Origin of the sequence: Glutamicibacter sp. B1 (assembly GCF_039602135.1) — a bacterium.
GTDB lineage: Bacteria > Actinomycetota > Actinomycetes > Actinomycetales > Micrococcaceae > Glutamicibacter > Glutamicibacter ectropisis.
The window spans coordinates 1371908-1385742 of record NZ_CP125942.1 but is presented as its reverse complement, the minus strand read 5'-3'; the positions used below and the strand labels follow the sequence as shown (position 1 = coordinate 1385742).

The following is a 13835-nucleotide window of genomic DNA, read 5'->3' as shown; positions in this document are numbered from 1 at the left end:
TTCACAGGCCCAGACGCGCAAGTTCAGATTCGTAGGCGATGAGCGCCTCGTCTTGATCCTCAAAACTCTCCCACAGTGCATCGAGGGAGGACTTGGTCGTAGGATCCAAGGCATCCCATCGTTCGCGCCATTTTTCTGCTAGTTCTACCCAGTAGCCAATCACCTTGTACTGGGTGTTGGGCCACCGCAGTTCCCGATGCAGCATCTTACGAATCTCGCGCAACGCCGCCGACTGACCGGCCACCCACACATAGGGCCGCTGTTCGTTGCCCCCTAGTCGTTCCACGGCTTTGCGGGCCACCTGTGGAAGTACGCTGGGGGCTATCCCATTGCCAGCCACGATCCACTGGACCGTGACTTGTGGCAGGTAGCTGAGGTCTAGGCGAGATGATTCATCGGGAATCTCCACCACCAGTTCGGTACGCAGTTGAGCATCGCTGAGTTCGGCAATGCGTACGGCAGCTGGCAGTCCGGTCAGGTCGCAGATCAACACTTGGGAGGTAGTTTCCGGCGGGCAATCATAGAGACCGGTGGGCGAATTCAACCCAATCCGATCGCCTTCTTGAGCTTCAAGTGCCCAAGCTGCGGCGATGCCACCCTCATGAACAACGAAGTCAATCTCGATCCATCCTTCACCAGCATCACGGATGGTGTAGGTACGCATCGGTGCATCTGGTTGGCCTTCCACGGTGCGCCAGGTGTCACCGTCAGCCACCGGCAGGCTCAGAAGGTTGCGATCTTCGGTATGCGGGAAGAAGAGCCTGACGTATTCATCTCCAATTCCGGTGCTGGTAAATCCTTGAATGCTAAAGCGCAGTCGCTTCAGGGTGGGCGAGAGATGATGAGTGGATTGAACGGCAGCTTCAAAGATTTCCATTGACTGATCCTGTTGACGCGATGCACCGGAGATTATTTGGGGATCACCGATGATTCTGGGGCTGAGCTGGAATGGGGATGTTTGCTGTGATGCTCTGCGGGCCGGAGCGGCAATGAAGAAATCACTGCTGCGTCCGGCCCAAGCAGAACGCCTGGACTACTTGGTTAGATCGCTGCGTACTTGATCCATGAACGCTACGGCGCCTGAAGGCGAGCCATAGGTCATTTCCATGTTGTAGGTATAGATCCGGTTATTTTTTACGAATGGCAGGTTCTTCCAGTACGGCGACTTCTCCATGGCAGCGATGGACTTATCCAGTTCTGCCTGCGAGTCCTCTCCAACACCCATGGACATCCACACCGCATCAACGTTCTTGAGCTGATCCAGTTCTTCTAAGGACAGGCTCAAACCTTTTTGCTTGCTCAGCTCTTCGGTCTTCAAACCGATCGTGTCAAAGACACCGCATTCCAGGTACGAGTAGCAGTCAACATTGACCTTGCCGTCCCAGTAGCCCAAGGTAGCAACCGTCAGGTCTCCGTTGTCTGCTTCATCGATGGCTTTCTTGGCTTCTGCACCGTCCTGTTGGTACTCCTTCAGCCACTGGTCATACTGCTCTTGGCGACCCAAGTCTTTAGCGGTCTGTTCAAAGTGCGACTGCCAGGTTTCGCCATCAAAGGCATTGGTGGTGTAGGTCGGAGCGATCGCTGCGAGTTTCTCGTGGACTTCGGCATCGTAGCCTAATCCATTAAGAATGAGATCAGGAGCTGCACCCAGTACCCGTTCATAGTTGAACTCCGGGTAGTTAGCGAAAGGGGTCACCCCTGCAAGTGCTTCCTGAGGGAAGTAATCGGGGAATGTCGTGAACCCAGAATCACCACGAATGGGCTGTTCGGCAGCCAATGGAATGCCGAGGGTTGCCAGGATGTCAACGTCGGTGGTGTAGAAGCCAAGGGCGGCGGTGGGCTGCTGATCCAAACTTACCTCGTGCCCCTGCGGATCCACCGTTTTAAGGGGTGTCTGATCCGCTGATGAAGAAGTATTTTCGGCGGCCTGGCCTGAAGATTGCCCACAACCTGTCAGTGATAGTGAGGCCAGTGCCAACAGCGCCGCTGGGGCTAGCAAAGCGCGTGCGAAAGTCCGGGACATGCGAGTGATCCTTAGTGTTGGAGGGGCGGGTGTGCATAGCGCCAGAGAGGCCATACACCCCGAAAAACTTATCATAGGCTAACCTTTGGTAGTTACGAAACATATTTATAACATATTATGAATTCCATGTCCTCACCTCGCCCCTCCGGGTCATTATTGTTGCGTGCCTCACTGCACGCAGAACGTCGACGAATCATCGCTGCGGTCGCCCTGCTCTCATGCTGGACAGCTGGCGAAGCACTCGTCCCTGCCCTGATTGGCGCAACCATTGATCATGCAATAGCCGGTGGCACCATGACCCAACTGGTCCTTTGGCTCACCGCACTGGGACTGTGTTTCGCGATGCTCTCCTTTGGTTATCGTTTTGGAGCTCGCCTAGGAAATTCTGGAATGAACCGACAAGTTCACCACCTGCGCACGCGTATTGCCGAACATGTCATGGCTCCTGACTACCGGCCACAAACTCACCGCATGCCCGGAGAAATAGCGACCATCACCTCGGTTGACACCGATGTGAGCGCGTCGATTATCCGCCAAGCTTCGTTGGGCCTTAGCGCTTTGTGTGGCCTCTTGGTCTGCGCCGCCTACCTGCTCTGGGCCAATCTTTGGGTGGGTCTGTCGGTACTGGTCATCACCCCTTTGGGGATGGCTGCGCTGCGTTGGCTCACCCCACGACTTAGCAAAGCCAGCGATAACCTTCAGGCAGATATCGCAGCCTCTGGCGCCGCGGCCGCCGACCTTATGGCCGGTGTTCAGGTATTGCGTGGCATTGGTGGTCACGATCAGGCTGCCGCTCGTTATCGTGATGCCAGCCAACGGGCCGCAAGTGCTGGAATTGTGTCAGCTTCCGCCTCCGGACGCATCGACGCTGCCCAGGTTTTAGTCTCCGGGACCGTCTTGTTAGCCGCTGCAGGTTTGGGTACTTGGCAGGTTCTGGCTGGCCACATGAGCATCGGCGCACTACTCGGCGTGCTGGGAGTGGCTCAGTTCCTCTCCACTCCCCTGGGCACTTTGGTTTCTACCGTGGAAGCCCGAACCCGGTCTCTTGCCGCTGCCGATCGCATCGCAGCCTTGCTAGAGGATGGCGCAGAATCCTCCGGGGATCAACGTCCGATTCCGCGCGCTAAGTGCGCACTGACCATCGATTTACCCGCGTTATCCGATCGCCCTCTCACCCTGGCTCCCGACAGCTTCACGGTGCTGGTGTGCGCTGAAGATTCCCTGCGAGCACAACTAGCGACAACACTCAGCCTTGGAAATCGCCAGCAGAAAGCAGCACCAAACTCAGCTGATTCGTTGCAACATCTTCTGCTCGATGGGATCGATATTTCACTCATTGACCCGGCCTACCTGCCGAATCTGTTGAGGTTGGCCCCTCATCAGGCACACCTAGTCGAAGGAACCATCAGGGAAAACATTTTTGGTGAAGCTCCGGTTCCTGATCCACGATCATTAGAACTACTGCTGCGAGCCAGCGGTGTCGATGAATTACTAGAAAACTTCCCCGAGGGTTTAGAACATCTCGTGCAAGGGCGTGGTTTTAACCTTTCCGGCGGGCAACGACAGCGCATCGCACTGGCCCGCGCTTTGGCAGGCGGCCCGTTGATCAGAGTGCTTCAAGAGCCCACCAGCGCAGTAGATTCGGTGACCGAAGCAAACATCGCCCAGGGGTTGCTCCGGTGGCGCGAACACGCTCAAGAAAGCGGTACAGGTGCAGGAACTTTACTCATCCTGAGCACCTCACCCACCTTATTGCATGCGGCAGATGAAGTAGTTTTCGTTGATCGCGATGGATCAATCGCCCGCTCCACGCACCTAGATCTCTGTGCAAAGTCAACCTATGAAAAGGTGGTCAGTCGATGAGCCTCGCCCCCGAAAACACGGATCAAGTACCCTCCGCACTTCCCACGGCCAGCATTGGAACAGCTTGGCGGGTTTTGGGTCGTACTCTACGCCCGCAACGCTGGTTGATCATCTGGGCCTCGCTGATCACCTTGGCAGCCTCGGCCACTGCCATGATCACGCCCTTTGCTATAGGCATTCTTGTTGATGCATTGGGCACTAACAACCCTGAACCCACGCTGGTCCGATGCTTACTTGCCATCGCTGCCTCGTTGGTCTTCGGTGCCGCGCTCACCTGGTATGCCCGAGTTCTCTACGCGAAAATTGCTGAACCTACGGTGGCCACTCTTCGAGAAGACGCGGTTGAGCATGCGTTGAATTTGGAATCGGGAATCTTGGAGCGCGCCGGTGATGGCGAGCTCGTCTCACGCGTATCCGATGATTCTCGATTGATTTCTCAAGCCGTCGCGTGGCTTTTGCCGGCCTTCTTGTCCGCGGCCACCCTGCTGGTGCTCTCGGTTCCAGGGTTATTTACCCTGCACTGGGTTTTGGGTCTCACCGGGTTGATCGCCGTCCCAATGTACTGGCTGTCCTTGCGCTGGTACTTACCGCGAAGTGCACCGTTATATCGCGAAGAACGTGAGATCCTTGCCCGTCGAACCAATACATTTCTCAATGCGTTCCACGGACGGGCCATGTTGCATTCTCAAGGTTGGGCGCAAGGACAGATTGACGCTCTTGAACGAGCCAGCGACGATTCACGCAACGTGGCAGACCGCGTGTTCCGTATGCTTACCCGCTACTTCGCGCGCAACAATCGAGCGGAATTTGTCACCATGGCCGCCTTGCTGACTGCAGGATTCTTCCTCGTGCAGGCCGATGCCACGACGGTGGGTGCGGTCACGACTGCCGCTTTGCTCTATCATCGACTTTTCGATCCAATTTCTGAGGTAGTCACGCTCTTTGACATGGTTCAAGAGGCAGGCATCGCACTACGACGAGTCACCGGTATTCTCCTAGCTAAACGTCGCATTCCCAGTGAAACTTCTCTCGAATCACATGAACCCACCACCTCCGGGCTGGCACTGCACGCAGTAAGTCATCATTTTGATTCGGACGTGGCTGTGCTCAAGGATCTTGATTTGTCCTTGGCCGATGGACAATGTGTCGCCTTGGTGGGTACCACCGGAGCAGGTAAAACCACTGCAGCGCGGATCTTATCCGGCATTATCGAACCGGCCGGGGGTATAGCGACTTTAGACGGGAAGCAGCTCTCCGCATATGAGATGACGAGTCTTCGCCAGAATATCGCGCTCATCTCGCAAGATACTCATATCTTCTCCGGAACCGTGCGGGAGAACCTCACGCTCGGATCTTCTACTCCGTGCTCTGAAGCCCAGCTTCAAGCGGCAATCGCTTCTTGCCACGCGCACTGGATTAACGATCTGCCCCAAGGCTTGGACTCAATGCTGGGTTCCAATGGCCACCAACTATCAAGTCATCAAGAGCAGCATCTTGCCCTAGTTCGTATTGCCGTACTTAATCCACGCATTGTCGTCATGGACGAGGCTACGGCAGAGTCGGGATCCAGCAACTCCCGCGAGTTGGATATCGCAGCAGCGGCATTAACAAAGGAACGAACCGCTCTAGTTATCGCGCATCGTTTATCCCAGGCGAGAACCGCTGATCGGATTATAGTGATGGACCGCGGAGAAATTATTGAAGATGGAACCCATGAACAGCTACTGGCATCCGATGGGAAGTATGCCAAGCTTTGGCGAGCTTGGGAGGGCTGAGCCTCGCTACTCGATGGCATAATGAATCGCATTGAAATTCGGGTGACCCCACCCACATTCTGGGTTGGGGTCACCTTGTATATTGGAACCGCTTATCGTTGAGCGATGCACATCCCGCACGTGAACTGATCGTCTCTTCAATAGAGCCAGCTTTTTGTTCTAGCGAAGTGTTCAGTTCACAATTGCCGAATAGCCCGAAATGGTACTTCAATTCCTGCGACCGGGTACCGAGCAATTCTTACGGCCTGGTATTTCAATTTCTGCTAGGAGGTACCGCTGATGATGTGAACTTTGGTGCGTTAGGAGTCCGTGGGGATCGCATCGGACAAACCGTACCACGTGGCCATCTAACCGTCGGGCGTCGTACGCAATGCGGTTGCTGAATAGGGTTAGTTGGTACCGCACGTCCGGCTAGTTGGTGTGAAATCTCGTTACTTCGTAGACACTGAAACTCACGGCTTCGTGGACATTGGATCTCAATACTTTGTACACAGTTACCAACCGCGTTGAGCGGCTGGTAACCGTGCACAATCTAGTGATGATCGAAGAACGTCGGCGATTGCTCCTCACGAGCCTGAATGACAGTACGATACTGCTCGGCTTTCTTCTCCCACTGACGAGTCGTCAAGGTCATCTGAATACCCCTGATTGAATACGACGAAACGAACTTCCCCTCAACTTTCAACGCCACCATCGGTAAAGGGAACGACATGACAATTTCGCTTGTATCAGGGTCCGACAATAAGAATTCTGTGTCTGTAATCGTCCTGATGAACTGACGGCGAGCGAACGATGTCGGCAACGAAATGTGAAACCCTTGATAGAACGTGCGCCGGTTTTCTCTGGTGACTTCCACAAGCATCTGATTAGATTCCAACAGCGGTACGGGATCCGAGGCGTCATGAGTGCTTTGCATGATTTCACCCGACTTCGACACGACCACATCCAACCAGCTTGCCAGAGGCTGAGCCAAGCGACGTTTACTGAGGTATTCGGCGGCTTTCGCTTCCAACACTGATAAGTGAATCGGTTCGGTGGCCGGTGTATGCTCCAACAGTTCCCAGGCAGCCTGTGGGGTTGCTTGATTCAAGGATTGATGTGGACAGCGTTTGTTGTAATGCTCTCGATAGCGTTTCAGTAGCCTCTGCACATCAGCGAGATCCTGTGGCTTATTCGCCGTCAAGAAGCGTTGCAACGTACGGTGCGAGCGTTCGTTCTTCCCCTGAGTAGTAGGCCTTCCCGGAAGCCCTGTGATCGGCATGGTTCCTTTGGATGCGAGAAACATTTCTACTGAACCGAATGTCCCGCTACGTAACTGGTTGAACGCTTTGGAATTATCACTGAGTACTTCTTGTGGTGCACCGTACTCCGCGATGGCGTGCGCAAGTACTTCTTGAGCATCCTGGCTATTCTCGTGGCGTTGGAAAGCTCGGGAGCCAACATCGAATCTGCTGGCATCATCAATGAGCTGGTACACGGTGACCAGCTGATTTTTGGCGGTGCGGTATTCGAAAGCATCAAGTTGCCACAGAGCCATGGCCGTTGACCTTGCGAAGGGAACGTAGGAAGATTTAGGCCGCTTGCGAGGGTTGCGGTCCACGTGACCCACGCCGGCCAGTAAGCGGCCTATCGTAGCAATTGACGGAATCTTGCCGCCCGGGAAAGTGTCTTGGTTAATCGTCGCTTCGCAATGAATGGTTTTGGGACCGTAATCCCAACCATCCTTCTTGAGTTTCTGACGGATCTTCACCAGCTCGTTGATTACTTCTGGTCCGTATTTCCTGGCTGGCTCCCTTGGCGCTCTGGATTGCGGGTGCAGAGCCGCAGCAGATTCGTTGACGGCTCTGTTCCGAAGTCGATAGAAAATACTTCGGGAAATTTTCTGAGTCTTGCAGAATTCGCTGATGCTCAGGGCGTCTGGTTGTGTGGGGTCGAAGTTGATGATCATGGATCGCACGCGTGGCGGAAGGGCACTTGTCATGATTTCGACAGTGCCAGAAAGCAGTCTTGTTTTGTCCACGATCTGTTGAGGCATGGTGTCCACGAAGTCATGAGTTCGTGTGTCCACAATGTGATGAGACAGGACATACAAAGTATTGAGATCCAATGTCCACGAAGCCGTGAGTTTCAGTGTCTACGAAGTAACGAGATTTCACACCATCTGTCCGGACTAGGGGTACCCACTAGCCGCATTCAGCAATGCGGTGGTTTCGTCGTTGCTGAAGGACGGTGAATCCTCATGCCCGTACAACCTGGGCCCAAGGAATCATCAGGTCATCCTCCGATTGATACGTGGGTAGCATCTCCGCGGCGCTTTCGGAATGGCGACGAGCTGCCGCGCTGACAAATAAACCGGGTGTGCCGCAGCCTTCTTCTTTCTCGGTCAAGTGAAGTTCCCGTTGACAGATTTGAGGCCGAAAGTTGGTTGAAGAATCCGCCTTGAAGCAGCGACAGTGGCGAACAATACCCGGTTAGAAGAACAGTGGTTTCACGTTGCAAGAATGGCAGTACCTTCAAGGGTTATTCTGCTCACAATTCAGACAATCCATGTCATCCACTTTTTATTGCCAGTTTAAGCTCCAATTTGTCCAGCGATTCATTTGTAGTTCAAATATTCAAGTAATTTTCATTGAATATTCACTCATACTCACTACGGGACGGCTTCATGCAAGCCCGCAGATGCTAGCGGATGATGAATACAGCTAGTTGGTATTCGGTTACCAGCCGCTCCTCTTGGGTGGCAGTTGGTAACCGAAAACGAAATGAACAGATCGGTTGTCCATAAGGACTTAATTTTCGACGCCTACGAACCCATGCGATTTCACACCATCTAGCCGGAGTGCGGTACCAACTAACTCTATTCAGCACTAGAAAAGACTATAAATAAATTGCCCTGAATATTGACAGTTGTCCATAGTTCCAAGCTGGTGTTTTGTCCTGCATCGGTCGTGGAAGCAGGTATCTTCGTATTCGAAATGACTAACAACTCACATATAATAAGATTTACCGTCGTTGTCTTCACGCCGCCCGTTGGTTCTGCTCAACTAATACATTCAATCTAGACATCAGTTTCCATAGATAATTGGCACCTATCCACTGCGAATATGCATACCCAAACACGGGGAATACTAAGGCAATAAGCTATCTTTCTCAACCCAAAATCCAAGACTTCATTAGAAGACGGCAATTTCTACAGGCTAGTCAACGGAAGTCTACCACGACGATTTAAACCCAATGTCGCAATACCAATCAGATTCGGCCATAGCAATAAACATGGCACGTTTCCAATCATTCGGTAACAGACTCCTTTCTGCACCCCTCGCGATGAGATTCTCCCTAACACGGTGCCTAAGAATGCGTTCTGGCATATGTTTCAGCCTCGCGAAAGACTTAGAAAACACCAGAAGCTCACGAGCTGTTTGCGCTTTATAAAGTCTATTAAGTTGCAACTTCTCGAATATTCGTTTCACCCTACCATATTCTGCAAAATCATCAGATACATAAAAGTTAATTACCGGTTTATCACTTTCGATTACTTTAGCCTTAAGCCAATTTAAATTCTCGGTCGATGAAAAATAGGGGTGATAGAATTGCTCTTCTGAAAATTTTGGTGAAAATGAAGACTTAAGCGAATTGCATTCTTTGCAGCTTGGAACAAGGTTCCAGGGATTTACGGCTATGAGGTGAAACTTCTCTTTTGGGAGAAAATGATCCAGATCGTACACGGTTCTGTGATTACAGTATGGACATAGGTCATCCATGCTGGTCGATAAAATGCGTTCTCGTAATTTATCAACAACCTTGTATCCTTTAAGCTTTTCGGTGTACAACCAGCCAGAATACTCTTTCGATTTTTCGCCATTCTGAAATTTAGCCTCGTCCAACTCCCAAAGAGCATCCGTTCGCGCCGAAGTATAGAATTTTTCATGAGCAGACGAAACGAGATTGAGTGAAGCAGTCAATGCTGATTTACGAACGGACCAATTCGAATTAGGATCGTCGTTGTCCCTGACTGTATCTAAGCACTTTTCCCATACAGAATATGCAAACTGATCCCGAGAATATTCCCGAGGACAAAATTCATCGGGGGTATGATGAGTTCTCCACATTATTTTTATGCCTTTTTTAACCAAATAAGCGAATCGAGAATAAGTTTCGCCTCTTCGCCTAATTGTCCATGAACTTCTCGGACTGCGTCCTCGTAATTATCAAATTTAAGAGCAAGATCACGAAGTCGTCTGTGGAATCCGGTTGAGGATACTTCGAGTCCAAATACCTCGCTTGTCAAGATGCCCACATTTTCACCAAAAGTTTCAAGCGAAGGTCGTCCAAGCTTCGATGAAGTCCCAATTCTGTTCAGAATCCAAGTACATTCTTTGGGCACTTCTTGAAGTACCACAGGCGAATGTGTAGCTAACAGCGCAACACCATTCCTGTCAGCCATCAAATTTGACAATGCGTGCATAAACGCTGACAACAGTGGAGGATGAAGATGTGCCTCAGGTTCATCGATAAGAACCAAGGTCTTTTCAGTCACAGATAGCACGAGGTGCGAGATTGTAAGTAAGACAATCTTGTGGCCTGAACTTAACCTCTTGGTAAATAATTCTGAGAGATCTGCAGCATGACTATTCACCACCACGGCAAGATTCTCTTGGCTTGAACGCAAGTCGACGTACTCATCAAGTAAGGAAGAAATATGCTGACTTATTCCAGTTCTCGTAAACACAGGATCGGATTCTAATAAGTCGATTGCTTGTTTCCATCGATTAATATTTGAAGGTAGAAGACAGTTACGTACCACTTCCGAAAACTCATCTCTCAATTCTTGAGGTGATTTGAAATATGTTTGTTCAAGTAATTCTTCGTTGTCGTATTCTTCTTTAAATAGACTTAAACTCTTCTTTTTAACTTTAAGCCCAATGTACGTATATCCGTGATTATCAACCTGATTCTTCTGCTCTGCGATTGGAGTGAAAGAATCAAAGGCACTAAATGACACCGAAACTAGGTTGGCAAATGGAAGATCCTCAGACGCGGAGTTACCCCGAAAAAATCCGTACTTGGACTTAATTTCTTCATTACCATCTTTGGAAAGGACGAAAGTACGAGCCATAGCATCGAGTAACGTAGATTTTCCGACTCCATTTCTTCCAATTAAAACTTGAACGTTTGAAGGGATAACCGAGGAAATATTTACGTTAAAGTCGATCGTCTTAGGAACAAATGAAAATTCTTCTGACTCAGGGAAAACGTACTCAAAGTTGAAGTTCTCGAGTCGCGATCCGCCGCGAGCCAACCTATTAAATTGCCCTTTAACAGTAGCGGGTTTAATGAATCTTAAAAGGGAAATACTTGCTACTTGACTTCCTGATACATTTTTATATATATTCAGGTCATATGAGATATCTCTTAATGCAATAAATGCCGCGGTAGCAATTTCATTTCCTAGACTGCGTAAGTTATGATAATACTCTGTTGACTGCCCTAATGAAAAATATTCCGATCCCAAAAGAGTGAACTTTTTCGGAATTGGAGCTGAAGGAGTTTCCTTGGAGTACTCAAAATGAGAACTTCCAATCTTCACCTCGCCAATGTCCTTACGCGTTAGCTTCTCATCAAAAAACACTAACAAATAAGTAGTTTCATAATCCCAGTAGTCATTCCAGCTTCGCTTGAATAAATAAAAGCCTTCTGCTTTAGCTTCGGACTCTTTTCTAAGCAACCTGAACATGCTTTCCATGAATTCTCCAAAATTGATGTCTTTCTAGTGCTATTAAGTAAAGTACTAGATAATTATCAACATTCCAACTTTTAAATTTGTACTGGATCGGCGGATAGTCCTGCTCGCGCATCTACATGGAAAAGAATTCCAAACTCGCAGGCTACTTGAAATCACGCTTGACAGTGGATGAGATTCGGCGCACACTGATCATATACGATTTGATGTACGACATGATGCATGACGAAAGTAGGACGATCAACGGTGAGCACTACTCTCCCAGTAACCCAAGAGACCTTCGCCCAGGCAGGCAAAGTTCTCGCTGTACACCTGAGCTACTCCTCCCGCGCAGCACAGCGCGGACGCACCCCAAAGTTCCCCAGTTACTTCATGAAGGCCTCCAGCTCCCTGGCCGCCACCAACGGCACCGTTGAACGTCCGGCCGGAACCGAACTGCTCGCCTTCGAAGGTGAGATCGCACTGATCATCGGCACCACCGCCCGCCGCGTTTCGGTAGAAGAAGCCTGGAGCCACGTTGGTTCGGTCACCGCATCCAATGATCTGGGTGTCCACGACATGAAGTACGCCGACAAGGGATCAAACATCCGCTCCAAGTCGGGCGACGGCTACACCCCACTGGGCCCGAACGCGCTCCCGGCAGCAGAACTGGATCCCGCCAAACTGCGGGTGCAGACCTGGGTCAACGGGCAAATCGCTCAGGACGCCACCACCTCTGAACTGCTCTTCTCCTTCGCGCAGATCATCGCTGATCTCTCCCAGCAGATGACCCTGCAGCCCGGGGACATCATCCTCACCGGCACCCCTGCCGGCTCCACCGTCTTCTTCCCAGGCGATGCGGTGGAAGTTGAAGTCACCGATCTGATCACCGGCACCTCCACGGGCAAGCTGAAGACCACCGCCACCGAGGGCACCGCCACCTTCGCTTCCTTCGGCAACCAGCCCAAGGTCACCGAGAAGGATAAGGAAGATGCCTACGGCGACCGCGCTACCGCCGGCCTACCACCGGTAATCACCGGCAAGGAAGTACTCACCGACGCGGTCCGCGAACAGCTCGCCTCGGTGGCCACCGCGACCCTGTCGGCCACCTTGCGCAAGCGCGGGTTGAACAACGTCAACATCGAAGTTCCTGGCGCCACCAAGGGTATGCAGCGCGTCATCGGTACCGCCCGCACCCTGCGCTACATCCCGAACCGCGAAGACCTCTTCAAGGCACACGGCGGCGGATACAACACCCAGAAGCAGTCCATTGACTCATTGAACAGTGGCGAAATCCTGGTGATGGAAGCCCGCGGAGAAACCGGTTCGGCCACGCTAGGCGACATCTTGGCACTGCGCTCCCAGCAGCTGGGCGCAGCCGGCATCATCTCCGATGGTGGGGTACGCGACCTCGACGCCGTGAGCAATTTGGACATCCCGGTCTTCTACAACGGTGCCCACCCAGCAGTCTTGGGCCGCAAGCACGTGGCCTGGGACAAGGACATCACCGTGGCCTGCGGTGGCGTCTCGGTCCAACCAGGAGATGTGATCGTCGCCGACTCTGATGGCATCGTGGTCATCCCACCAGCCCTAGTCGAAGAGGTGGCTGCCGAAGCCATGGTCACCGAGTCCAACGACGAATTCATCTTCGCCATGGTCAAGCGCGGCTACGGTATCGAAGGCCTGTTCCCGATGAACGCCGAGTGGAAAGCCAAATACACCGCGTGGAAAGACGCCGGCAGCCCGGAGTTGGACTCATGGGCACTGTAACCACCACCTCAAAATCCGAAGCCGCCTACCAGCTGGTCTCCGAACGCATCACCAATGGCGCCTACTCACCGGGATACCGCCTGGTCCTAGGCACCATCGCCGATGAACTCGGTTGCTCGGTGGTCCCGGTCCGCGAAGCGATCCGCCGGCTCGAAGCCGAAGGCCTGGTCCACTTCACCCGCAATGTCGGGGCGACGGTGGCCCATGTGGATTCGACCTTGTACCTGCACACCATGCAGACGCTGATGATCATCGAACCGGCAGCTACCGCACTGGCCGCCGATTCCATGGATGCGGCCTGGCTGGCCAAGGCGCGGGAGGTGAATGAAAAGATGCGCCAGTGCTTGGAGGATTTCGACCCGGTGGCCTTCACCCGGATGAATACCGAATTCCACCAGTTGCTCTACGGTCAGTGCCCTAACCCGCACATTCTGGATCTAGTGCAACGCGGTTGGCGCCGACTGGCCGCCATGCGCGCCAGCAGCTTCACGCATATCCCCTACCGCGCCCGTGAATCCGTCAAGGAACATGACGCGCTCTTGGACTTGATTGCCGATCACGCCACCCCGGCACAGATCGAAGCTGCCTGCCGCGAACACCGCGCCCACACACTGAACAGCTACCTGAAAGCTGCTGGTATGGAACCCAGCGCCATCTAAATAACCCACAAATTTTCACGACAGCC

9 protein-coding genes are annotated in these 13835 nt (G+C 52.3%); 4 read left to right on the top strand and 5 right to left on the bottom strand.

Annotated features, from left to right (window positions below):
• Window position 1 precedes the first annotated feature (1 nt).
• Both QMQ05_RS06470 and QMQ05_RS06465 read right to left on the bottom strand, forming a co-directional pair.
• Window positions 2–877 carry a siderophore-interacting protein gene (locus QMQ05_RS06470; protein WP_345473970.1) on the bottom strand — a complete coding sequence of 292 codons (876 nt, stop codon included), beginning with the start codon at window positions 875–877 and terminating at the stop codon, window positions 2–4.
• Between the two features lie 156 nt (window positions 878–1033).
• The gene (locus QMQ05_RS06465; RefSeq protein ID WP_345473967.1) at window positions 1034–2023 is read right to left on the bottom strand and encodes an ABC transporter substrate-binding protein; all 990 of its coding nucleotides are present in this window, start codon (window positions 2021–2023) and stop codon (window positions 1034–1036) included.
• Window positions 2024–2149: 126 nt separating this feature from the next.
• Here QMQ05_RS06465 and QMQ05_RS06460 point away from each other — a divergent pair, with 126 nt between their 5' ends.
• Window positions 2150–3886: an ABC transporter ATP-binding protein gene (locus tag QMQ05_RS06460; protein WP_345473965.1), complete on the top strand. Its 1737-nt coding sequence runs from the start codon at window positions 2150–2152 to the stop codon at window positions 3884–3886.
• Entirely contained in the window at window positions 3883–5661 is a 1779-nt protein-coding gene (locus QMQ05_RS06455) for an ABC transporter ATP-binding protein (RefSeq protein ID WP_345473963.1), read from the top strand. Before QMQ05_RS06460 ends, QMQ05_RS06455 begins: the two co-directional genes overlap by 4 nt.
• Before the next feature lie 532 nt (window positions 5662–6193).
• On the opposite strand, the gene QMQ05_RS06450 is transcribed toward QMQ05_RS06455, so the two are convergent.
• The 3 genes from QMQ05_RS06450 to QMQ05_RS06440 form a co-directional block, all read right to left on the bottom strand.
• Window positions 6194–7642 carry an IS481 family transposase gene (locus tag QMQ05_RS06450; RefSeq protein ID WP_345474661.1) on the bottom strand — a complete coding sequence of 483 codons (1449 nt, stop codon included), beginning with the start codon at window positions 7640–7642 and terminating at the stop codon, window positions 6194–6196.
• A 1231-nt stretch (window positions 7643–8873) separates the two neighbouring features.
• The gene (locus QMQ05_RS06445; RefSeq protein WP_345473961.1) at window positions 8874–9770 is read right to left on the bottom strand and encodes an HNH endonuclease signature motif containing protein; all 897 of its coding nucleotides are present in this window, start codon (window positions 9768–9770) and stop codon (window positions 8874–8876) included.
• A 5-nt stretch (window positions 9771–9775) separates the two neighbouring features.
• Window positions 9776–11404: an AAA family ATPase gene (locus QMQ05_RS06440; protein WP_345473960.1), complete on the bottom strand. Its 1629-nt coding sequence runs from the start codon at window positions 11402–11404 to the stop codon at window positions 9776–9778.
• A gap of 219 nt (window positions 11405–11623) precedes the next feature.
• Between QMQ05_RS06440 and QMQ05_RS06435 the strand changes: the two genes are divergently transcribed.
• Together QMQ05_RS06435 and QMQ05_RS06430 are read left to right on the top strand one after the other, a co-directional pair.
• Complete coding sequence (locus tag QMQ05_RS06435; protein ID WP_345473958.1) at window positions 11624–13150, top strand: fumarylacetoacetate hydrolase family protein; 1527 nt, start codon at window positions 11624–11626, stop codon at window positions 13148–13150.
• The gene (locus QMQ05_RS06430; protein WP_345473956.1) at window positions 13138–13809 is read left to right on the top strand and encodes a GntR family transcriptional regulator; all 672 of its coding nucleotides are present in this window, start codon (window positions 13138–13140) and stop codon (window positions 13807–13809) included. The genes QMQ05_RS06435 and QMQ05_RS06430 overlap by 13 nt, the downstream gene beginning before the upstream one ends.
• The last annotated feature ends 26 nt before the right edge of the window (window positions 13810–13835 follow it).

Coding starts and splice junctions, on each gene's coding strand:
- QMQ05_RS06470 (WP_345473970.1), bottom strand. CDS start 877: ATGGAAATCTTTGAAGCTGCCGTTCAATCCACTCATCATCTCTCGCCC.
- QMQ05_RS06465 (WP_345473967.1), bottom strand. CDS start 2,023: ATGTCCCGGACTTTCGCACGCGCTTTGCTAGCCCCAGCGGCGCTGTTG.
- QMQ05_RS06460 (WP_345473965.1), top strand. CDS start 2,150: ATGTCCTCACCTCGCCCCTCCGGGTCATTATTGTTGCGTGCCTCACTG.
- QMQ05_RS06455 (WP_345473963.1), top strand. CDS start 3,883: ATGAGCCTCGCCCCCGAAAACACGGATCAAGTACCCTCCGCACTTCCC.
- QMQ05_RS06450 (WP_345474661.1), bottom strand. CDS start 7,642: ATGACAAGTGCCCTTCCGCCACGCGTGCGATCCATGATCATCAACTTC.
- QMQ05_RS06445 (WP_345473961.1), bottom strand. CDS start 9,770: ATGTGGAGAACTCATCATACCCCCGATGAATTTTGTCCTCGGGAATAT.
- QMQ05_RS06440 (WP_345473960.1), bottom strand. CDS start 11,404: ATGGAAAGCATGTTCAGGTTGCTTAGAAAAGAGTCCGAAGCTAAAGCA.
- QMQ05_RS06435 (WP_345473958.1), top strand. CDS start 11,624: ATGACGAAAGTAGGACGATCAACGGTGAGCACTACTCTCCCAGTAACC.
- QMQ05_RS06430 (WP_345473956.1), top strand. CDS start 13,138: ATGGGCACTGTAACCACCACCTCAAAATCCGAAGCCGCCTACCAGCTG.